We start from the raw sequence: 21,480 nt of genomic DNA on the forward strand, positions 1-21,480 counted from the left end.
CGAAGCCGACATTTCCCACTAACCGCCCGCCCGCTGCTTTGGCAACCCGGCCGGTGAATTGGCGGACTCATGACCGGCCACAAACGAAGACGGCCGAGGTGGAACGGTGGCGCCGGGAGATATTGGGACGGCTGAGCCGGGCGGAGGTGAGGAATGTCCGAAGTATCGATTATTCGGCGGTGTTCGCGGCGGATATTCGAGCATTCCAGACATTGCTTGTGGCGGTAAAAGCCGCTCATTCAGCCGATATATTTCCATTCTTCCTGAAAGGGGATGTCATGCGTCGACGCTCCAGAATCCTCGGATATCCACTCGCCGTCATGGCCCTGCTCCTGGCGGCCCACATACCAGCCGCCGCATCCGACGCCAAGCCACCCCACCTCCCCTCGCCCCTACGCCCCTGGGTCAAGCTCTGCCTCATGCTCAAGCAGCGGCCGCACCATAGGCACATCCGGTGCATCTTCCCGCCCGCCGACCGGCACGCGAACGCCCCGATGCGCATAGCCGACTCCCTGCGCACACCGACGATCAACGAGAGCTCCGTACCGACTAACCAAGCGAGCCCTGTCGGAATCACCTCCGGTCCGGACGGCAACATCTGGTTCACCGAGAACTACGGCAACAAGATCGCGAAAGTCACCCCGGGCGGCGTGTACACCGAATACAGCCTGCCCAACGCGGACTCACAGCCCGGCCACATCACCACCGGATCTGACGGCGCCGTGTGGTTCACCGAAGCGAACGCCAACAAGATCGGGCGCATCACCACGTCCGGGACGATCACCGAATACAGTCTGCCCACTTCCGGCGCCTACCCATGGGGCATCACTTCCGGTCCGGACGGCAACCTGTGGTTCACCGAGACCAACGCCGACAAGGTCGGAAAGATCACCACGTCCGGAACGATCACCGAATACAGTCTGCCCACTTCCGGCGCCTACCCCATGTTCATCACCACTGGCCCCGACAGCAACCTGTGGTTCACCCAGCCCCTTCTGGGCAGTCTCGCGAAGATCACCACCAGCGGAACCGTCACCGAGTACGCCGGTCCCACTGGCGCTTTGCCCATAGGGATCGTCACTGGATCCGACAGCAACCTGTGGTACTCCGACGCCCAAGGCAGGATCGGCAAGGCCACCACCGCCGGGAGCTTCACCGACTACTCCCTCAGCGATCCCAACAGCTTCCCCTGGGGAATGGCCCTCGGCCTGGACGACAACGTGTGGTTCGTCGAACAGAGCGCCAACAACGTCGCCAACATCACCACAACCGGCACCATCAGCGAATACGCTCTCCCGACCAGCTACGCCGGCCCCATGCAGATCGCCGTCGGATCCGATGACAACCTCTGGGTCACCGAGAACCCCGTCGACCAGCTCGCCATCGTCACCCCCTGACCAGACCGGCCGGCAGCCTCATCGCCTGCGTGGCGCGGCTGCCGGCCGAGCTCTCGTCCGAAGATTTCGCATCCGGTGGGCAGGTCCCGGATCCTTCATCCGGACCAACGGTCGGCGCGGCGCTCGACGGCCGCACGGCAGGTCCTGCGGCGGCTGATGCAACCGATGATCAGCGCCGGCCCAACATGACCGGCCGTTGACCGAATCGGACGACGGCCCGGCCCTCAGCGCTACTACGCACGGACAGGCATGTCCTCACCAGGCATAGATCCGCGTCATGATCCCATGGCGCATCGCCAAGTCCGGGCCAGGAAATGCCACCATCACCGGGGCGCCGCTCGGATCACTGCCTTCAACCAGGGTGAAGCCGCCACTGGTCCGCGTGTGGACATGGGCTTTTGCGTCTTTGAGGAACTGCTCGCAGCGCCGCAGGTCATGCTCGTCAGCCGCGGTCCAGATCACGTACTGAATGCCGACGGTGCCCAGCGCGTGGGGGGCATTGGTACCCATTGCGCGAAGGTAAACCTGGAGGCTGTCCGCGCTGACCAGCAGGGCCGCGGTGGCACTGCGGACCCTGACCTCCATCCCCAGGAGCTCACGGTAGAAATCCACGCTGACGTCCAGATCGCGGACGAACATCACCACCGACGCCGACCGCACTCGGGGGGCGGCCTCTGGAAGGGAGACTCGCTGGGCACCTCCCGGCTGGAAAGAGCTGCTGTCCGCGGCAGATTCCCCATGGTCAGAACCCGGTCGCAGGTCCGTCCCCGATCTTCCCTCGCAATCGCGAAGGGCTCGCTCTGGACTACGCTTTCCTTCCACCTCGGTGCCGGCGCGATCGGGGGGCATGAACGACGGGTCATCGGGCCGGGAAGTAGGCGTAGGCGTCCACGGAGACGGTCACCTGCGAGGTGCCCTCGTTCTTCAGCACGACCGTCCCGTCCTGCCGCAGCGCGGCCGTCGTGAAGCCGCTGGTGTCCTTGCTCGCCGGGTACGCCACCACCCGGACGGTGTTCGGGCCGCTCTGGGGCACCACCGAGACGATCCCGGCCGCGCTAGCCTTCGCGGCGACGGACAAGCCGACGGCGGCGACGCCGGACGAGGGGATGTCCGGCACCCCGGTGAACCTGAGCACGCGGGTGCCGCCCGCGGAGATGGTGACGGCTTTGGCCACCGACGCCGGCCGGATCGCCTTGGTGGTCGATCCCCGCTGGGCCGAGGTGTAGTAGCCGCTCACGTCGACGGAGATCTCCACCGTATTGGCGCCGAGATTGTGCAGGTTGATCTTCCCGTCGGGGCCGGGCTTGACGATGGTGAAGAACTGCGCCGCGGTGTTGGCCGGGTAGTCGATGTTGGCGTCGATGGGATAGATGTCCCCGGCGGCGTAGACCCGTATCGTCCCGGTGGCGGCGCTCTTGACCATCACCGTGAGCGCGACCGTGTCCACTCCGGAGGCGGGGACGCCGGACATGCTGGAGGTGGCCAGCTGGACGTTGCCCCAGGCCGGGATGACGGTCCGCTCCGCCGGCCGTACCGGGGAGATCGGCATGTAGGTGCCGACCACGGCGCCGTCGGCCTGGGCGCGGGTGTGGCCGTGGACGTCGAGCGTCACGCGCACCGGTGCGCCGCTCCTGTTCACCACCTTGACCTTCCCGTCCGCGCCGACCTTCGCGATGACCATGGTGGAGGTGTAGCGGTTGCTGTCGTAGAAGAGCACGTTGCTCTCCGGCTCCGCTTCGTCGGAGGGGTACACCGCCAGGGAGCCCGAGTTGAACCAGTCACCCTTGGCGGCGATGTTGAGCGCGACCGCGCGGATCCCCGTCGCGGGCAGTCCGGCCACGCCGGCGACCTGCACCGCCATGGTGGAGTTGGCGCTGAGCTGGACGCTGTCCAGGATCCGGCCGCGGGTGTTGAAGTACTGGTCGGGCCCCGGTCTCGGGGTCGCGCCCAGGGCGGCGTCGTCGAGCTGGATCCGCGGCGTCGTGGCGCCGGGATAGCTGATGCTCCTGCCGTTCTCCTTGAGCATCGATTCCAGCTCGGTCACGCTCGCGTTGGGGAATGCCTGGCGCAGCACCGCCAGGGAGCCGGCGACGTGGGGGGCGGCCATGGACGTCCCGCTCATGGAGCGCCACGCGTCACCGGGCACCGAGGAGATGATGTCGGTTCCCGGAGCGAAGAGGTCCAGGAGCGGGCCGCGGTTGCTGAAGGAGGAGACCGCGTCCTCGTTGGTGGTGCTGCCCACGGCGATGGCCGAGGAGACGCAGGCCGGAGCGCTGATCGCGTCCGTGTAGCCGTCGTTGCCCGCGGCGACCACCGTGGCCACCCCGGCGGCCAGGAGGTTGTCGATGGCCAGCTTGCGGGGGTCGCCGTCGCAGGGCGCGGTGTTCCGGCCGCCGCCCAGACTCAGGTTGGCCGCCACGATGGGCAGCTCGCCGTTCAGCTCCCGTACCTTCTCCAGCCCGGCCAGCTGGGCGCTGGTGAAGCTGAGCACGCACGGCGTCCCGCCCAGCCCGCAGAAGTCCTCGCTGTCGAACTTGCTGAAGACCTGGATGGCCACGATGTCGGCCGCCGGCGCGACGCCGCTGCCGTCATCGCCGTCCAGGCCCTCGCCGTCGCCCGCGACGATGCCGGCCACGTGCGTTCCGTGGTCGCAGTCCAGCGCGGCGTCCGCGCACGGGCCGCTTTCGGAGTCCGCCGAGCCCGGCCCGTCCTGCTGCTCCGCGCCGTCCGGGCACAGGCTGGTGGCCGAGTAGTCGGGGTCGATGGGGGAGAAGCACGCCTCGGCCACGACCCGGCCGCCCAGGAAGGGATGATTGACCGCCACGCCGGTGTCCAGCACCGCCACCGCGCTTCCCTCGCCTGTCAGGCCGGCCGCGCGCGTGCGGTCGGCGCCGATGAGCGGGATGCTCTGGCCGAGCGTCGGCGGTACCGGCCGGTCCTCCGACACGCTGACCACGCCGGGCTGCGCGGCCAGCCGTTCCAGTGCCGCCTGGTCCGCGCGCAGTGTGACCACGGGTAAGACGGACAACGTCTGGAGCACCTGCCCGGCGCTCGCGGCGGCCGGCAGGTCCGCGCGGGCCTTCGTCACCACGTTCACCCTGACGTGGCCTCCACCCGCGAGTTTCTGCGCCAGGCCGGGCTCCACCCACGGACCCGCCGCCTCCTGCGGGCTCAGCGCCTCCCGCGGGCTCAGCGCCGACGCGGAGACGCCGGGGGAGAGCGCCATCGAGGAGAGCAGGATCGCCGCCAAGGCGATGATGCGGCGAATCGGACGTCGGTTCATTACGGTCTCCGCTCAGGGCCACGAAGGAGTTGCGGGAAGAACATGGTGGTAGGCCGCGGACGCCACCACGGGGCGCTGTTCCCCGGTGGTGGCGTCCGCTGACCCGTCAGTCCCTGGTCGCGTTCGCGCCGTTCCTTGGGTTGCCCCTACGTACGCCTTGCCGGTACGTCCACGCGATGTTCCTGCAGAGCGGCCGCACGAACCGGTTGTAGGCGGAGCACGTCCAGTCACGCAGGGTCGTGTAGAAGAGGACGTCTACATCGGTCTTACGGCTCCAGTCGAGGTAGTACGGGTAGTACCACCTCTTCAGGTTGTTGCCGATCAGTCCATAGCCGTAGTCGTGCATGTCGCAGGCGGAGCGGAAGTTGAATCCCGAGGGGGCATCCGGCGCGCTGGTGCACTGGTCGTGGTCGATGCCGACGACCCAGCGGTGTGTGGGCAACTGCCTCCAGAGCGGCTTGTGCCAGCCGTAGTGCGCCGCCCAGGCCGCGCACGCGCGGCTGTAGTACAGCCAGTGCACGGCAGCCCAGCAGGAGGCCGGGTAGGACATCGGGCCCGCGACGTCGCCGCTCGGGGTGCCGCCCGGAGCGGTGGGGTCGAGGGCCGGCGGCGGGCTGTCGGAGGCGTCCGGCCACCTGGTGGTGGAGGTGGCGGTAGCGGCGGGCAGCGCGGACTCGCCGGTGTAGACCAGCGACCAGGCGCCCGACTGGCGCGAGTCGATGGTGCTCAGCCGCCCGGTCGTGTCGTAGACGTACGTCGCCGGCGGGATGCCGCTCTCGCGCGGGTCGGCCATGCTGCGCAGCAGGCCGGAGGCGTCGTACGTGTAGCCGGCCACGGTCTCCGGTGCCGCCGAGCCGGACGTCTGGGTGATCTGCTTGAGGCGGCCCGCGTAGTCGCCGAAGGCCGTGCCGGTGGCCGTGGTGGCCGTCGCGTAGGTGAAGGCCAGGACGCTCTGGGGCTCCTCGCCGGCGGCGGGCTCGGTGACGGTGGCGACCCGGCCCTGCGCGTCGTACTTGACGGTCGAGGTCCCGAAGGCCTTCGTGCCGACGTCCGTCACCCTCCAGGTGTCGCCCTGGGAGATGCCTGTCTGCTGCCAGGTGTAGACCTGGTTGAGGTCCGCCGAGCTGATCGGGTTGCCGCTGTCGTCGGTGAACCCGTCGTCGCCCGCCTCCGTCGTGCCGAGGCCGGTGGCGATCGTCTCGCTGATGGTGCTGCGCGTCGCGCCGGCCGTCGCGTCCCATCGGGTGGTCTCGGTGAGTTTGGCGCCGCCTTCGGCCTCGTAGCGCCGCACCCCGCCGCCGTCGGGGAAGGAGACGCTGCTCTTGAGCGCGTATCGGGTTTTCTCCCCCGAGTCGAGCTCGGTGACCTGGACGGCGTCGCTGAGGACTTCGAGTTTCCTGCCGGTCATGCCGCCGAGGAACTCGGCCTGCCAGCCCGGCCCGAACACCGACAGGTCGGCGCGGGAGGCCGGCACCGCCTTCGGCTGGGCCAGGCTGCCGTCGATGGCGGCCACGCCGTGCTTGCGGCCGATCGCGCCCACCGAGGCGTCGATCTCGTTGAGCTCGAAGGTCTTGGTGTCGGCGAAGTACTGGCCGGGGCCGACGGGCTGGTCGCTGTCCGACGCCGTGGCGGCGACGGCCGCCTGCCCGGGAAGGACGGCCAGCAGGGGCAGGATCACCGCGGTGACCGCCGTGACGATGGCTAATCGCCTCATGAAGCTCTCCTTACGTCGTTGGGTGAAGACGCTCGCGGTCCCGCTGGACGAGTGCCGGGGGTCGACGATCACTCTTCGTGGAGCGCGGGGTTCCCCCGGCGAGGAGGGGACTTCGAGGAAAGGAACGGTGCTCGAAATCTATGGAGAGATCGGCGGCCCGTCTTCAATCCCTGGTTTGAACCGGCGGTCCACCATCCGCGGTAGCCGCTTCTACTCCGTTCGCTGACACCGTGGGTGTGGCCTACCACGGAAGTCGCAGACGCGCCCTTTGCCATATCGGCAACAGAGTTTGCGGCTGTGACCCGTGGGGTCGCATAGTTCGTCGCGGAGGTGGTCAAGGTGACCGATCAGCTGAAGGACGGCTATGACGTGGTGGTGGTCGGCGGTGGCGCCGCGGGGTTGAGCGGGGCGCTGATGCTGGCCCGGGCGCGGCGCTCGGTGGCGGTGATCGACGCGGGGGCCCCGCGCAACGCACCGGCGGAGGGCGTCCACGGGCTGCTGGCCCGGGAGGGGATCCGGCCGGCCGAGTTGCTGAAGCGCGGCCGGGCCGAGGTTCGCGGCTATGGCGGTCACGTGGTGGCCGGGGAGGTCGCCACGGCGGTGCGGGACGCCAAGGGGTTCACCGTGGCGCTGGCCGACGGCAGGTCCGTCCGGGCGCGCCGGCTCCTGGTGGCCGCCGGCCTGGTCGACGAACTGCCGGACGTGCCGGGGCTGCGGGCTCGGTGGGGCCGGGATGTGATTCATTGCCCGTACTGCCACGGCTGGGAGGTTCGTGACCGGGCCATCGGCGTACTGGCCAGTGGGCCGATGGCGGTGCACCAGGCGCTGCTGCTGCGTCAGTGGAGCGCCGACGTCACGCTCTTCTCCCACACCATGCCGCCGCCGGACGAGGAGGAGGCGGAGCGGCTGGCCGCTCGCGGCATCACCGTGGTGCCCGGCGAGGTGGCGTCCCTGGAGATCGTCGAGGACCGCGTCGTGGGAGTACGGCTGGGCGATGGCACCCTGGTCCGCCGCGAGGTGATGGCGGTCGCCACGCGGATGGTGGCGCGCGCCGGGTTCCTGGCGGCGCTCGGGCTGCGGCCGGTCGAACATCCCACGGGAGCCGGCGAGTACATCCCCGCTGACGCGACCGGCCGTACAGACGTGCCCGGGATCTGGGTCGCTGGCAATGTCAGCGATCTGGTCGCCCAGGTGGGCACCGCCGCGGCGGCGGGCGCCACCGCGGCGGCCCAGATCAACGCCGACCTGATCGCCGAGGAGACCCGAGAGGCGGTGGCCGCTTACCGGGACCCGTTCTCGGCCGAGGCCGAAGCGCGTCTGTGCGAACTGGCGATGGGCGAAAGCCGCCACGGTCTGTGAACCATCGCGGCAGGTCGCCGTCCTCGCGGCACATATCATGACATTTCGTGATCCGTACCTGGCGTGGCCGACTCGCCCGTGCGCTGCGCGGTGAGCTCGCGTACATCCGCGGCAGCTGGCACGGGCTGGCCACCAAGGACTCCCACCAACGGCTGCAGGCCCGCCAGATCGGCAAAGCCACCCTGGCCGCCGTGCTGGCCTGGTTCCTGGCCAGCCGGCTGCTGCCGCACGAGAGCATCTGGATCGCCCCCGCCACGGCCGTGATCATGGTGCACGCCACGGTGTACCAGACCCTGACCAACGGGTTACGCCGGGTCGCCGCCGTGGCCGCAGGGGTCATCCTGGCCGGCAGCATCGGCTCCCTGATCGGTCTGACCGCGCTCAGCCTCGTCCTGGTCATCCCACCCGCGCTGCTGGCCGCGCGCTGGCGCCGGATGGGCAGGTACGGCTCCGACGTGGCCACCACCGCCGTCCTGATGCTCTCCTTCGGAGCCGCCTCTCAGGAGCGCTACCTGCTGGCCTACATCATCGCCACCGCCATGGGCGCGGTGAGCGGGGCCGCCATCAACACCTTGCTGTGGCCACCGCTCTATCACCGCCGCCCCGACGCGGCCTTCCGGCGCCTGGCCGAACAGGGTGCCGCGCTGCTCGGCGACGTGGCCGACGGGCTGCGCCAAGGCTGGGACCTGTCCGGCCTGGCCGAGTGGCAGGCCCAGGCCACGCGGTTGACGGAGCGCCTGGACGCCGCCGAGGCCGCCGTGGCGGCCGGCGCCGAGAGCCGTCGCTACAACCTGCGCCGCCTCACCGCGCCACCCGGCCGCGACCACACCCCGCACCTGCGGACCATGGCCGCCGTCAGCACCCACATCGGCGCCATCATCCACGCTCTGGCCCACCTCGACCACAGTCACACCCCGCCGTCCGGCTCGGCCGACGTCAGCGACGCGTTCGCCCGCGACTACGCCGACCTGCTGGACCGGCTCGCCGACATCCTGACCCTTCAGGTACGGCACGCCGACGACCCCGACTCCATCCGGGACCAACTGGCCCGCGCGCAAGCCCGGGCCATCGGGATCCACGAGGAGATGAGCGCCGAAATCCAGGCCGGTCGGGTCGACCACCCTGAGGGCTGGGCCGTCAGCGGCAGCCTGCTCACCGACGCCCACCGCATCATGATCCTTCTGGCCGACGGACACGACCCGACCATGGTCGCGCCTGCCCAGGGCCCTCACTGAGAACCACAACCGCAAGGTCAGTGGCGTTCCTGGCGCGGCAGCACCACCTCGGCCGTGATCAGCTGGAGGGCGGCGGCCGCCGGGATGGCCAGCAGCGCGCCCACCACGCCGAGCAGCGCACCGCCGATCAGCGCGGCGACGATGGTGGTGGCAGGGGGTACGTCGACGGAGGACTTCATCACCCGCGGCGCGATCAGGTAGTTCTCGATCTGCTGGTAGACGATGAAGAACACCAGCGTGGCGATGGCCACCGGAAACGACACGAACAGTGACACCAAGATGGCGATGGTCGCCCCGATCCCGGCGCCGATCAGCGGTATCAGGTCGGTGATCGCCACGATGATGGCCAACGGCAGCGCGTAGGGCACGCCGGCGATCGACAGGAACATGAACGTGGTCACCCCGGCGATCAGGGAGATGAGCAGGTTCCCGGCCACGTACCCGCCGACGCTTTTGAAGATCTGATCGCCCAGCATCTGTACGCGCGGTCGCCGGCTCTTGGGGACCAGCCGATAGCCGACCCGGATGATGGAGGGCAGTGCGGCGAGGAAGTACAGCGTCAAGATCAGTCCCGTGATGGCGGAGAAGACCGCGCTGACCACGACGCTGGCCGCACCGAGCAGCCCGCCGAACAACTGCTGTCCGACCTGCCCGCCGGTGAGGTAGGCCTGGGCCTGCTCCAGCAGGCCGAAGCGCTGATCGAGCTCGCGCACCTGCGGGTTGTTCTGCAGTTGGCTGATGTAGGTGGGCAACTGCTCGACGAACTGGCCGCTCTGCTGGGACACGGCGGGCACGACCGCGATGACGAAGACCGCGAAGAACGCGATCACCGCGACGAACACCAGGGTGATCGCCAGCCAGCGCGGCAGGTGCCGCTCTTCCAGCCATTCCACCATGGGGTTGAGCCCCACCGCGAGGAACAGCGACATCACGATCAAGATCAGTATCGAGACGGCGGCGGTCAACGCCTGGACCAGCAGCCAGGCGGCCAGTACGCCGAGCGCGGCGGTGAAGCCGAAGAGGAAGGGGTTGCTGCCGAAGGGACGGCCGGGGCGGCCGAACGGTAACGGCGAGGGTTCCTCTCGAACGGCCCTGGCATCGCCCGGGGCCTGCGCGGTGGGGGGATCAGAGTGTTCCGGCACGGGTGCTCCTCTGCCCGGAGTCCTCGCTTCATACCGTGCCGGGGGTCACAGCTTGCCGAGGCGTGGCGCCATGCATCGGACGACGCCGATCACCAGCGCCGATCAGCGGTGGCTCAGAGAGGCGGTTTGTGGATGTTCGCCCCGGTCCATCCCCTCGAACAGCGCCGCCGCCCGCCCGGCCGTCTCCGAGGCCCAGCGCCCGGTGCTGAGCAGTCCCAGGGCCAGGACGCCGACGCCGAGCCCGAGCACCAGCCACCACACGCCGTGCTCCGCGCCGGTGAACGCCGTGCCGCCGTGAGCCACGGATGACCCGACGATCGTGCCGGAGATCGCGACGCCCAGGCTGGTGCCGGTCTGCCGGCCGGTGGAGGCCAACGAGGCGGCCACCCCGGTCATCGAGCGCGGCATACCGGACACCGCCGTGTTGGTGATCGGCGGGTTGACCGTGCCCAGGAACACGCCGAACAGCAAATAGATCGCGAGTACGGCCGGCAGCGGGGTGGCCGGTACGAGCCAGAGCGACGCCCCGCCGCCCAGCGCCAGTGCGGCCCCGGCGACCACCAGCGGCCGGCGCGGACCGCGCGCTCCGACCACCCGCCCGGTGAGCGGGGACAGCACCACGACCAGCCCGCCGACCGGAAGCAGGCACAGCCCGGCCGTCAGCGCCGACATGCCGCGTACGTCCTGCAGATACTGGGTGGTCACAAACAGGAACGCGCCGAACCCGCACAAGGCGAACAACGCCATCAGAATCGCCGAGCTGAACGGCACACTGCGAAACAGGCGCAGCTCCAGCAGGGGGTCGGCACGGCGCGTTTCGTACCCGAGGATGCCCAGCACGCCGAGCACGGCGACGGCGAGCAGGCCGAGGATGACCGGCGAGGTCCAGCCCGACCTGCCGGACTCGATGATCGCGTACACGACGCTGCCCAGCACCAGGATCACCAGCGTCTGGCCCACCGGGTCGAAGCGGCGCGCACGGGCGGCGCGGGACTCGGGAACGAACAGCGCCGTGCACACGATCGCGGCGACCACGATCGGCACATTGATCCAGAAGATGGAGCGCCAGCCGAAGCCGTCGACCAGCGCGCCGCCGAGGATCGGACCCAGCCCCAGCGACAGACCGGACATCGAGCCGAAAATGCCGATGGCCCTGGCCCGCTCGGCCGGGTCGGGGAACGTGGTGGCGGTGATCGCCATCGCCACCGGGTTGAGCATCGTGCCACCGACGGCCTGGAGCGTACGCGCGGCGATCAGCCAGCCGATGCTCGGCGCCAGGCCGCACATCAGCGAGCCGAGCCCGAAGACGGCGAGGCCGACCTGGAAGGTCCGCCGACGGCCCACCCGGTCGGCGGTGGACCCGGCCAGCAACAGAAAGGCGGCCAGCACCAGGGTGTACGCGTCGACCGACCATTGCAGGCCGGACACCGAGGTGTGGAGGTCGTGACGGATCGCGGGCAGCGCCACGTTGACGATGGAGATGTCCATCACCACGACGATGATGCTGGCGCAGCAGATGGCGAGCACCAGGTATCGACGGCGCCGGCTGAGGCCGGGCACGTCACGCGACACCGGCCCGCGTTCGACGGCCGTCGCCTTCGGCCGCATTGAGTCACTCATGACCACGACGCTAGGATTTAGAGCATGCTCGAAGTCAAGCCGCAGCCGGAAGTCGAGCCGCAGCCGGTCGAGTCGCAGCCGGAACCCGAGCCTGCCCGCTCCGGCCCTGCCCGCTCTGCCCCTGCTTCCGCTGTCTCTACCCGCTCTATCCCTACCCGCTCTGTCCCTGACGCCGGCCTGAGCATCGCCGAGGCCGCTCGCCTCACCGGGGTCAGCGCGCACACCCTGCGCTACTACGAACGCGCCGGCCTGGTCGTCACCGCCGTCGACCGCACCGCCGGCGGCCGGCGGCGCTATCGCAAGCTGGACCTCGAGTGGATCACCATTTGCACCAGGTTGCGGGCCACCGGCATGCCCATCAAGGCCATCCGGCGCTACGCCGAACTCGTCTCCGCCGGACACGGCAACGAGGAGGAACGACTCGCCCTCATGGAGGGCCACCGCGCCGACGTGCTCGCCAAGATGGCCGAGCTGCAGGAGAACCTCCGGCTCATCGACCACAAGATCGACGTCTACCGGGGCCGGCTCGCCGCCGGCGACGCCGACCAGCTCTGGGCACCCAAGGCACCCAACCGCCAAGCGTCTGACCGCCAAGCGGGCGTCCACTGAGCGTGCTGTAGCGAACCTGCGCGGTCCGCTATGTCATCAGCGGTCGAACCAGCGGGCCGCCGAAGGCGTGAGCAGCATGATGACGAGCACCAGCGGCAGGAGCATGGCCGGGAGCAGCGTGGTCCAGCCGAAACCGCCGTCGATCGCGTTCCTGAGGAGGGAACCACCGACCGAGACCCCTTCGACGGCGATGGCACCCCAGCGGACGAGCTTACGCCGCGAAGTCCAGCGGGCGAGCAGCCAGCACATGAACGCTGTGATCACGGCGCTGTAGAGCAGCAGTAGGAGAAACGGCCCACTGAAGGCGAAAGCGACCGTGCCGATCATGATGGCGAGCCCCAAGAGGCTGAAGGCCACATCGAGCGTCAGGACGAACATGGCGACTCGCATGGCGGTCGGCATACGCTCGACCGGGATCGCATCCGTCACATGATCAGGTTAACCGCCGCCACGTCGGGGCGCGATCACTTCCAGATCACGGAGTCCGGGTCCTCGTCATGGGCCCAGTCTCTTTCACCTAGATACTCGCTCTGGGATCCCGGACGCCTGCGGCGGCGATCTCCTCAGACGCCACCGGTCGCCCGGCGGCGGCTCCGCGGAGAACGGATCACCGGCGAGAAGGGGTCAGCACGAGGCGTTGGCCGGGGGCGGTCGGGGTGTTCCATGCCTGCTCGACCTGGTCCAGCGGCATGGGCAGGGGGTCCACGGCCAAGGCGCCGGAGGCGATCTCCGCGGCGAGGGACGGCAGTTCGGCGATGATGCCGGCGGTGGTCAGGGAGCCCTGGCCGCTGCCCATGATGTTCAGGTTCGCCGCGCGCAGCAGGTACGAGGGCAGGGCTAGGTCCTGGCCGGCCATGGAGCCGATCTGGACCCAGGCCAGGGCCTTGGACCGGTCGGAGCGGGCGGTCAGCAGGGCGGGCATGGCCTGCTCGGTGGGCCGGCCCCACAGGTAGTCGATGACGATGTCGACGTCCGCGGCCGCCCGCGCGAGCCGCTCGGCGACGTCGTGGGAGTCAGAGCCGGAGCCGGAGCCGGAGCCGGGGTCGGGGTCGGAGAGCCTGACCACCTCGTCGGCCCCGAGGCTCTTCAGCAGGTCGAGGCGTAGTGGGTCGCGGCCGGCGCCGATCACGCGGGCGGCGCCGAGGTGTTTGGCGATCTGGACGGCGAGTTGTCCGGCGTTGCCGGTGGCGCCCATGACCAGGACGGAACCGCCGGGCGGTAAGGACACGCGGCGGCGCAGCGCTACCCAGGAGGACATGCCGGGGTTCATGGCCGCGGCCACGGCGGCCGGATCGGTGCCCGCCGGCAGGGTGATGGCACGGCGGCGGTCGACGACGGCGTGCTCGGCCATGGTGCCCAGCGCGGTGTCGGGGGCGGCGAAGTAGAGCAGTTCGCCCTGCGCGGTACGGCCGACCGCGTCGATGCCGGGCACCAGGGGCAGGGTGCCGTCGGAGGTGTAGTGGCTGCCGTTCGCGGCTGAGCGCACCCGTGGGTGCAGCCCGGCGGCCAGCACGTCGACCAGGACCTCGTGCTCCCCTGAGGGGGTGGGGGTCGGGAAATTGTCGAAGCGGGGCGGGGCGTCGAAGGAGTGGACGACTGCGGCGCGCATGAGGGCTCTCCTGCCGTAGTTGGTTTGTGGCGCGTACTACTTTGAAAGTAGTTTGTGCCACGTACTAGGTCAAGTAGGCTGACCCCATGACGACCGATTCCACCCCGGCCGACGGGCCCCTGAACACGGTGGACGCCCTGGTGCAGCTGTCCTTCCTGGTCCAGCGCGTCCTGTCCGAGGCCGGCGCGGAGCACGACCTGTCGATCATCCAGATCAGGCTGCTGGGCATCCTGCGCGACCGGCAGTGCGGCATGCTCGAACTCGGTGGCTACCTCGGCCTGGACAAGTCCTCCATGACCGGCCTGGTCAGCCGCGCCGAGAAGCGCGGACTGGTCCAGCGCTCGCCTTCCCCCCATGACGGCCGCGCTGTGCTGGTCCGCCTCACCCCCGAGGGTAGGCGGTTCGCCGAGGGGTGCGCCGCCGAGATCGGCCGCCGGGTCATGGGGCTCACCGACCGCCTCTCCGCCGCTCAGCGCGCCCAGCTCACCCGGCTCGCCACTGCCGTCGTGGGGGTCCGGCCCACATCGGGCTGAGTGGATGTCGTTATCCCCGTCGTATATACCCTCGGGGTATAGTGGCGTCCCATGAGCGTCCCCCTCGCCTTGCTCGGCCTGCTGGAACGGGAGCCGAGCCATGGATACGACCTGAAACGCGACTACGACACCTTCTTCGGCCGCGGTAAGCCCCTGCCCTTCGGCCAGGTCTATTCCACGCTCGGCCGGCTGGCCAGAGACGGCAAGATCACCGCCGGGGCGAGCGAGCCGGGCGACGGGCCCGACCGTAAGCGCTACGCCATCACCCCGGTGGGCACGGGCGAGGTCGAGGAGTGGCTGGCCGAGCCGGTGGCGGCCGAGCCGTACCTGCAGACCGTGCTGTTCACCAAGGTCGTGCTGGCCCTGATGCTGGGCCGCGACGCGGCCGGTTACCTCGACGCCCAGCGGGCGACGCATCTGCGGCGCATGCGCGAGCTGACCGAGATCAAGCGCGCCGGCAACCTGGTCGACGCGCTGCTGGCCGATCACGGGCTGTTCCGCCTCGAGGCCGATCTGCGGTGGATCGACGTCACCCAGGCCCGGCTGGACGCGCTGACGGCGGCGGTGCGCGAACGATGATCGTCAACCCGGTGCTGCGGGCCGACGGCATCAGCCGCGCCTTCGGCAACACGCCCGCGCTGCGCGAGGCCAGCCTGTCGGTGAGCGCGGGCGAGGTCCTGGCCGTCATGGGGCCCAGCGGCTCCGGCAAGCCTAAGACGGGATTGTGACACTACTGAAACAGACTGGAGCCACTCGCGGCCAGGTCGGCGGGCGTGGACGGACCTGCACTCTGTAGGGCTTTGACGAATCGTTGCGGTGGTGCTGAACACGCGGGGCAAGATCACAAGAGGGGGGCATTACGCTGGCCAGCCAATGGGGAGGGGCAGCGCCCCTGCCCTCGTAATTGGCCCCTCCGCCCCCCTCTTGTGATCTTGGAGGGGTCCCCGCGTGTTTGGCTCCGAAACGATTCGGTAAAGCCCTGAATCACGAGGAGCGCTCGGGGTTCGCCATCATGCGAAGGTGCCCGGTTGCTGTCCGGCAACCAGGCACCTTGTACACCTCAGCATTGATCAAATGGCAGGAACTGGCCCAAGGTCCTTGATCATGGCCGAGGGCTCAAACTGCCCGCCTCGCACACCCTCGCAGAAGGCATCCCATTCTGCGAGCGTGAACACCTGCGGCTCACGGCCTCGGTTCTTACTGTCTCGAACGAGTACAACGAACTCTTCGTCTGCCTTGTTGGTGACCCCTGCGTCGCGGCCACGCACCACTGCGACCTCTACGCATTGGCCGCCGTTGTTGCCGCTCTGGGCGCTCTTACGCCATTTGGCGGCGGTCAAGTCCACGATCCTTCTCCCTTGCTGCCGGGCGTTCTCACGTTAACTCTGTGATGGTTGAGCGAAGCATGGCGATCGTCTCCCCAGGGCCAAGCGCCCGGGCACGCAGGTCGTCAAATAGAAGCCTATACCGCTCGACTTCCTGCATCTTCTGTGTGTATATGCCCCCGATCTGCTGTTCTAGATACACTTTGTCGGGGTCGTGCGCTGGCGGGAACTGCAAGATCGTGAATGAACCGTGCATAGCACTGTGTTCGCCGACCTCGAATGGCAGAACTTGGAGCGTGACGGTACGAAGTTGCGCGATCTCGACCAGGCGTTCAACCTGTTCGCGCATGACATCCGGACCGCCTACCTTGCGGCGAATGACGCTCTCGTTCAGAACTGCCCAGAGGTTGAGAGGGTTCGTTCCGGTGAGTCGCGCCTGACGGCTCACACGTACCTTGAGCTGGTCTTCTATCTCCTCATCCGGGCCGCGTCCGGGGGCGGTCATCATGATCGCCCGTGCGTAACGCTCGGTCTGCATGATGCCCGGAACGAGTTCGGAGTCGTATCCGAGCACATGCGAGGCGGATGTCTCAAGCGCTACATAGACCTGGAACCACTCGGGGATGGCCCCGGAATACTGATGCCACCAGTCAGGTTCGCCAGCCACTCGGGCCAACTCGATGATCGCGTCGGCCTGCGCCTGTTCGGTCTCATACAGGCCCAACATCCGTCTGACGTCGCGCACCAAGACCCGGCTCTTGTCGTTCTCGATCCGGTAGAGCTTGCTTTCGGCCCAGCCCATCCGTTCGGCCACGGCTTCCTGGCTCATGCCCAACTTCTCTCGCTGGCTCCGAAGCTCGGCTGCCAGACGCGTGCTCGCCACGGTCGGTATGTGCTTGCCACGAGCCATGATCTCCTCCTTTCCCTTCGGTCATAAATAACTGGCTGTCATTTGAATGGCTTGCATCTATGGACTGGCAGGTGAACACTAGCACTCATACACCCCGCCAGCTGGGGCGAGGACGGAAACGGCAACCCTCTGCGCTCGAAAGAGGTTCGACATGCCCGATAGTGCTCACGAGGTGCGACGAATGGCATACATTGCGCAGTTGGCAGACGATCTGTTCCTTCTGGGGGCAAATATCGTCATTCCGGGACGGTCTGTCGGTAAATGCCCCGATCTGCTGATTCTGTCCCCGTCTGGGCGGCGGCGGGCGCTTCGGGTAAGGGTCGAGAGGTACCGGGGCGATTACGTCTTCTCTTGGGGGCGGTGGCGCTGGGCGCATATCCCGGTTACGCAGAGCGACGCGGCGCTCAAGATCCTAGACCGGGCGGTGTCGTAATGGACGCGGGCTCGTGGGGCGGGCAGGACGGTACGGATGGCGGCTGCGGCCAAGATCTGGGAGGACACACGACGGGTACGCGGTTTCTCTCTGAGGTGGTCGCTCCGGGGCTGAACTCTTCAGTGCCGCTGCTTCGGCATTACGCCAAGCTGGTACTGACTGCGGCGGGACACCGAGACCTGGACGACGTGCTCCTCGTCCTTGGCGAGTTGCTCAACAACGCCGTGCTGCATACCCGTTCGGGCGATCCCAGCGGCCTGGTCGCGGTGGATATCTCGGACGCTGGTGATCGGCTAGTGCGGATCGAGGTCGCCGACGATGGAGACCGGGCCGTTCCGCTCCCCCGTCAGACGGGCGACGGCGGTGACTTCGGGCGCGGCCTGCAGCTGGTGGAGGCGTTGTCCGTCCGGTGGGGCGTGAGGCGAAGCTTTCCCGGCTGCATGGTGTGGGCCGAGGTGCTCACCATGGAGGGGCCGCCGCCCCCTGCTGCGTCGCTGGTGTCGCTGGAAGTGGCGGCGGCGTGATGGCCTCGGAGGGGCGGGTTAGTGGGATGGGGTGGATGCCGCCTTGGTTGGGCTCTGGCCACCTCACGGTCTGGGCGCGGTTCGCCACGGTGATGGACGCCGCGTACCTGTGCGAGGCGACCGGCAAGGCTCTGACACGAGAGATCGGGGCGTGAGCTGAATGGTTCTTTGGGAGTTTCCGCCGCCTGAGCAGCCCGAAGCGGCCAGATGGCGCAGTCGCGCTGACAGGCCGCGTGGATGTGGCGGGCCTCACGTCTGCCCGCCGACATCGCATTACGAGCAGGGGGTGTGGACCGCCCCAAGCCAGGATCTGGGGACTGACTTTCTCCTTCTGCGGAGCTGCGCCTGTCAAGGGACTTCTTACGAGCTGTGGCAGTCGGGTTGTTCGCGGTTCATCCGCCGGGTCCGGATGGAGGGGCGGGCCACGGTGACGGAGGAGAGTCCGCGATGGGATGGCGGGGTGGCCATGGCGCAGTGGACTGCCGTGCTGATGGGACACCTTCGATGAGGTGGGTATCGGTGCAGGCCGGCTGGTGGGGTCGCCCTGTCTCGGGTGGGGGCTGCTTGTGACAAGCCTGAAGGTTCCGGGTAACCGGGTGATGATCACGGAGCTGATGCACAGTCCGGCGATGACGCGCTTGTTCGGAGATCAGCTTGAGGGCTGGTGCGGCGTCATCGTGTCGCTTTCCAAGTTCGGCAACACTGCCGTGGTGCGACTCGACGGTGACTCGTGCGATTGGCCACAGGGAGTGCGTCGTTGGTCATTCGCTTTGGATGACCTGACCGTGATCGAGGCTGATGGGCACGGTCGCGTTGGGGAGACCGTCTATCGCCTGGGTGTTACGGGCCGTGGCCGGAGGACCGTACAGCATGCGATACGGCCGGAGACGAGTACGGGCCTTTGCGGGGCTGAGGTGCGGCCGTTGCCGTTCACCGATTGGTCCCGGCGATGCGTGGCCTCGGCCTACAGAGCCTGCGCCAACTGCGTGGAGCTGGCAGCCGGGGGCGGCGGATCACGTGATCCGCCTGAACGTATGGCCTGATACGGGAGCGCCCCGTGCGCGAAGACGGCTACGTCGATCAGCATCGACTATCGGTAGGTGCGGCCTCGGGGCAGTATGTAGCCTGAGTTTCCGCTATTTCCACTCGATAAGCAGCTTTAGTGCGGAGAGCGATATTTCTCTGCGCCAAATTCATTCGACAAAGCGTCAGTATTATGTTCGCCCTTTTGACTGAAGGGGATCGCCAGGCGAGAGCGGGCGAGGTATTATCGATCCGAAACAAAAGAAGATCGGCCTAGAACCGCCCGCGATCACGGCGCGGTCGAACATCCCTTGAAAGGAGCCTTCCGGAAATGTTTAGCCACGCAGACCGAATCCCCATGTCCCATCCCCCCAAAATGCAGGGTGAATCCACAGCCATACAGCCGTGGGGAGTTTCCCGCATGTCCCCCTATCCGGACGTCATCGAATTCCCCGAATACACGGTCATCATTGACCCTGCGACACAGATCGGTCGATACGTCGGCGAAAGCGGCGTCGTTGTAGAGATGAAGCACAAGAAGTCCAATACCGGCACCGAGCAAAAGACGCGGGCGTCAAAGGGCGACGGGAGTTCACCCAAGGCTTTCGACGAGGACACGTCGCAGGACAGTGACCAGGACTGAAAACAAGCGGCCGGTAATGGTGGTCACCCAAGCAGACGACATGACTGCTGACCTGGTGATCGCTGAACTGCATTACCGCAACGTGCCGGTCGTGCGTTTTGATGCCGCAGACTTCCCACGCGATCTCACCATGTCAGCGGAAATCGGCGACGGGTGTGGACTGTCGGGACAGTTGACCACGGCGACACGGGAAGCCGACCTTTCGGCGGTGCGGTCACTGTATTATCGCCGTCCCTCCGGATTTGCCTTTCCTGGCCTTGACGGTCAGGATTCGCGATTCGCGACCCTCCAGGCAAGATATGGTTTGGGTGGTGTGCTGGCATCCCTGCCGGATTGCCTTTATGTGAATCATCCCCATGCGATCGCAGACGCGGAATTCAAACCGGCGCAACTCTCAACAGCGATCGCATTGGGATTCGACGTCCCTCCGACTCTCATCACCAACGATCCCGACAAAGCTCGCAGGTTCATAAACGACCATCGGAGAGTCGTTTATAAACCGCTCCGCTCCGCCGAGTACGAAATCGACGGGACGGCCGTCACGGTATGGACGCAAGAAGTGTCCGCCGATGAAATAGACAACAGGGTTGCGGGGACCATGCATCTATTTCAACGGGTGGTGCCCAAGAAATGGGATCTGAGGATCACCGTTGCCGGGGGAGCAATGTTCGCCGTGCGGATTCATTCCCCTTTGCTCGACTGGCGGCACGACTACGAGCAGATAGAATATCGAGTCATGCAAGTTCCCGATAAGATCGCCGACAAGATACATCTCTACCTGAACCACTTCCGCCTCGTGTCGGGATGCTTTGACTTCGCTATCGATACCGACGACCGGCCCGTATTTCTGGAATGCAACCCAAACGGGCAATGGGCTTGGATGCAAGCTCCGACCGAATTGCCCATGGCGACCGCATTCGCCGATCTCCTAGAAAAGGGCCGATCGTGAACGAAACACAACTGCGTCAGCGACTAGCCGAGCAGCTACAAGAATCCGGCGACCTCAGATCACCGCAGTGGCGCGCAGCCGTCGAAACAATCCCCCGCCATCTGTTCATTCCGGAATTCTTTCGCTCCGTCACCACTCCCGAAGGGATGATGTGGGAATCGGTTACGCCGAAAAGTAACGGAATCGACGAATGGATGACACTAGCCTACGAAAACAAAACCTGGGTCACGCAAATCGACGGACATATTCGCCCGAGCGAGACGGAAAAACCGGTTCCCGCCGGAAACCCCACCTCGTCATCAACACTTCCCGGACTCGTGGTCGCGATGCTCGAAGACCTGGACGTGAGCGATGACAGCAATGTCATGGAAATCGGAACCGGTACCGGATACTCAACAGCGCTCCTGTGTGAGCGAGTCGGTTCCGAAAACGTCGTCAGCATCGAAACGGACGCTGATCTTGCCGTGCGTGCGGCCCGTGCGATTCATCAGACTGGACACCAACCAACGCTTATCACTGGCAACGGGCTCGACGGATTCCCACCACAGGCACCCTATGACCGGATCATCGCGACCTGCTCAGTCCGACATATCCCCGCCGCGTGGATTTCCCAAAGCAAGCCAGGCGCAACCATCCTGACCACACTTTCCGGCTGGCAATACGGATCCGGATACGTCAGGCTCACCGTTGAAGCGGACGGAACCGCCTCCGGCCGATTCCTGCCCGACACTTACTCATTCATGCTGGCCCGCCCCCACATGCCACCACCGGTCGATTTGGGGGACACCAAAGAAATAGACGCCAGCCAACCCCGACCGGCCGTCATCCACCCTGACACTCTTCACGATTGGACTGCGCAATTCATCGCGCAACTCGCGGCCCCCGACGCCCAATGCGTTGGCAAGAGCGTGGATGGCGGCCCATGGGTCGATTACTACGTAGACACCACCACGGGCTCTATCGCTACCGTCACCCCGCAAGATGATGGTATGCCCCTTGTCCGGGAAATCGGTCCCGTCGCGATCTGGAGCAGCATCGAGAGCGCGATAACCGACTGGCGGAAGGTCGGATCGCCCGGCATCGACGAATTCCGAATCATTGTCACCCCCGGCCAGCAGAACATTTTCATACCCGCCCATGAGTCGTTGACGTGGCGACTCCCACAATAGGAG

20 protein-coding genes are annotated in these 21,480 nt (G+C 67.2%); 11 read left to right on the top strand and 9 right to left on the bottom strand.

Annotated elements, in window-relative coordinates:
- The first annotated feature begins 278 nt into the window (after positions 1–278).
- Positions 279–1,397 carry a virginiamycin B lyase gene (locus tag ACGFJ2_RS44460; protein WP_393478884.1) on the top strand — a complete coding sequence of 373 codons (1,119 nt, stop codon included), beginning with the start codon at positions 279–281 and terminating at the stop codon, positions 1,395–1,397.
- A 255-nt stretch (positions 1,398–1,652) separates the two neighbouring features.
- Here ACGFJ2_RS44460 and ACGFJ2_RS44465 read toward each other — a convergent pair whose 3' ends face one another.
- The 3 genes from ACGFJ2_RS44465 to ACGFJ2_RS44475 all read right to left on the bottom strand — a co-directional run bounded on the left by ACGFJ2_RS44465 (position 1,653) and on the right by ACGFJ2_RS44475 (position 6,394).
- Entirely contained in the window at positions 1,653–2,036 is a 384-nt protein-coding gene (locus ACGFJ2_RS44465; protein WP_393479282.1) for a VOC family protein, read from the bottom strand.
- Between the two features lie 220 nt (positions 2,037–2,256).
- On the bottom strand, positions 2,257–4,680 hold the full coding sequence (locus tag ACGFJ2_RS44470; protein ID WP_393478887.1) for a S8 family serine peptidase: 2,424 nt from the start codon (positions 4,678–4,680) through the stop codon (positions 2,257–2,259).
- 106 nt (positions 4,681–4,786) lie between these two features.
- Positions 4,787–6,394 (bottom strand): phospholipase A2, encoded by a 1,608-nt coding sequence (locus ACGFJ2_RS44475; protein WP_393478889.1) that lies wholly within the window; start codon positions 6,392–6,394, stop codon positions 4,787–4,789.
- 339 nt (positions 6,395–6,733) lie between these two features.
- On the opposite strand from ACGFJ2_RS44475, the gene ACGFJ2_RS44480 reads away from it, so the two are divergent.
- Entirely contained in the window at positions 6,734–7,753 is a 1,020-nt protein-coding gene (locus tag ACGFJ2_RS44480; protein WP_393478892.1) for an NAD(P)/FAD-dependent oxidoreductase, read from the top strand.
- A 47-nt stretch (positions 7,754–7,800) separates the two neighbouring features.
- The gene (locus ACGFJ2_RS44485) at positions 7,801–8,988 is read left to right on the top strand and encodes an FUSC family protein (RefSeq protein ID WP_357958866.1); all 1,188 of its coding nucleotides are present in this window, start codon (positions 7,801–7,803) and stop codon (positions 8,986–8,988) included.
- Positions 8,989–9,005: 17 nt separating this feature from the next.
- On the opposite strand, the gene ACGFJ2_RS44490 is transcribed toward ACGFJ2_RS44485, so the two are convergent.
- Both ACGFJ2_RS44490 and ACGFJ2_RS44495 read right to left on the bottom strand, forming a co-directional pair.
- A complete protein-coding gene (locus ACGFJ2_RS44490; RefSeq protein ID WP_357958864.1) occupies positions 9,006–10,130 on the bottom strand; it encodes an AI-2E family transporter in 1,125 nt (374 codons plus the stop codon).
- A gap of 102 nt (positions 10,131–10,232) precedes the next feature.
- Positions 10,233–11,750, bottom strand: a complete 1,518-nt coding sequence (locus ACGFJ2_RS44495) for an MFS transporter (protein ID WP_357958861.1) — start codon at positions 11,748–11,750, stop codon at positions 10,233–10,235.
- A gap of 24 nt (positions 11,751–11,774) precedes the next feature.
- Here ACGFJ2_RS44495 and ACGFJ2_RS44500 point away from each other — a divergent pair, with 24 nt between their 5' ends.
- Positions 11,775–12,359 (top strand): MerR family transcriptional regulator, encoded by a 585-nt coding sequence (locus ACGFJ2_RS44500; protein WP_357958858.1) that lies wholly within the window; start codon positions 11,775–11,777, stop codon positions 12,357–12,359.
- Between the two features lie 36 nt (positions 12,360–12,395).
- On the opposite strand, the gene ACGFJ2_RS44505 is transcribed toward ACGFJ2_RS44500, so the two are convergent.
- Positions 12,396–12,788, bottom strand: a complete 393-nt coding sequence (locus tag ACGFJ2_RS44505; RefSeq protein ID WP_357958856.1) for a hypothetical protein — start codon at positions 12,786–12,788, stop codon at positions 12,396–12,398.
- A 178-nt stretch (positions 12,789–12,966) separates the two neighbouring features.
- The gene (locus tag ACGFJ2_RS44510) at positions 12,967–13,968 is read right to left on the bottom strand and encodes a zinc-binding alcohol dehydrogenase family protein (protein WP_357958853.1); all 1,002 of its coding nucleotides are present in this window, start codon (positions 13,966–13,968) and stop codon (positions 12,967–12,969) included.
- 86 nt (positions 13,969–14,054) lie between these two features.
- Between ACGFJ2_RS44510 and ACGFJ2_RS44515 the strand changes: the two genes are divergently transcribed.
- The 3 genes from ACGFJ2_RS44515 to ACGFJ2_RS44525 are packed head-to-tail and all read left to right on the top strand — an operon-like array spanning position 14,055 to position 15,229.
- On the top strand, positions 14,055–14,501 hold the full coding sequence (locus tag ACGFJ2_RS44515; protein ID WP_358196546.1) for a MarR family transcriptional regulator: 447 nt from the start codon (positions 14,055–14,057) through the stop codon (positions 14,499–14,501).
- 51 nt (positions 14,502–14,552) lie between these two features.
- The gene (locus tag ACGFJ2_RS44520) at positions 14,553–15,080 is read left to right on the top strand and encodes a PadR family transcriptional regulator (protein WP_357958847.1); all 528 of its coding nucleotides are present in this window, start codon (positions 14,553–14,555) and stop codon (positions 15,078–15,080) included.
- Positions 15,077–15,229, top strand: a complete 153-nt coding sequence (locus ACGFJ2_RS44525) for a hypothetical protein (protein WP_393478899.1) — start codon at positions 15,077–15,079, stop codon at positions 15,227–15,229. Before ACGFJ2_RS44520 ends, ACGFJ2_RS44525 begins: the two co-directional genes overlap by 4 nt.
- A 342-nt stretch (positions 15,230–15,571) precedes the next feature.
- On the opposite strand, the gene ACGFJ2_RS44530 is transcribed toward ACGFJ2_RS44525, so the two are convergent.
- Entirely contained in the window at positions 15,572–15,847 is a 276-nt protein-coding gene (locus ACGFJ2_RS44530; protein WP_393478901.1) for a DUF397 domain-containing protein, read from the bottom strand.
- Positions 15,848–15,875: 28 nt separating this feature from the next.
- Positions 15,876–16,736, bottom strand: a complete 861-nt coding sequence (locus tag ACGFJ2_RS44535) for a helix-turn-helix domain-containing protein (protein WP_393478904.1) — start codon at positions 16,734–16,736, stop codon at positions 15,876–15,878.
- A gap of 432 nt (positions 16,737–17,168) precedes the next feature.
- Between ACGFJ2_RS44535 and ACGFJ2_RS44540 the strand changes: the two genes are divergently transcribed.
- The 4 genes from ACGFJ2_RS44540 to tgmC all read left to right on the top strand — a co-directional run bounded on the left by ACGFJ2_RS44540 (position 17,169) and on the right by tgmC (position 21,477).
- Complete coding sequence (locus ACGFJ2_RS44540) at positions 17,169–17,693, top strand: ATP-binding protein (protein WP_393478906.1); 525 nt, start codon at positions 17,169–17,171, stop codon at positions 17,691–17,693.
- A gap of 1,399 nt (positions 17,694–19,092) precedes the next feature.
- Positions 19,093–19,359 carry a putative ATP-grasp-modified RiPP gene (tgmA, locus tag ACGFJ2_RS44545; protein ID WP_393478909.1) on the top strand — a complete coding sequence of 89 codons (267 nt, stop codon included), beginning with the start codon at positions 19,093–19,095 and terminating at the stop codon, positions 19,357–19,359.
- Between the two features lie 16 nt (positions 19,360–19,375).
- Positions 19,376–20,308: an ATP-grasp ribosomal peptide maturase gene (gene tgmB, locus ACGFJ2_RS44550; RefSeq protein ID WP_393479284.1), complete on the top strand. Its 933-nt coding sequence runs from the start codon at positions 19,376–19,378 to the stop codon at positions 20,306–20,308.
- Positions 20,305–21,477 (top strand): ATP-grasp peptide maturase system methyltransferase, encoded by a 1,173-nt coding sequence (gene tgmC, locus ACGFJ2_RS44555; RefSeq protein ID WP_393478911.1) that lies wholly within the window; start codon positions 20,305–20,307, stop codon positions 21,475–21,477. The genes tgmB and tgmC overlap by 4 nt, the downstream gene beginning before the upstream one ends.
- Positions 21,478–21,480 lie beyond the last annotated feature (3 nt).

It is taken from the genome of Nonomuraea sp. NPDC049028 (assembly GCF_043197735.1).
Classification (GTDB): Bacteria; Actinomycetota; Actinomycetes; order Streptosporangiales; family Streptosporangiaceae; genus Nonomuraea.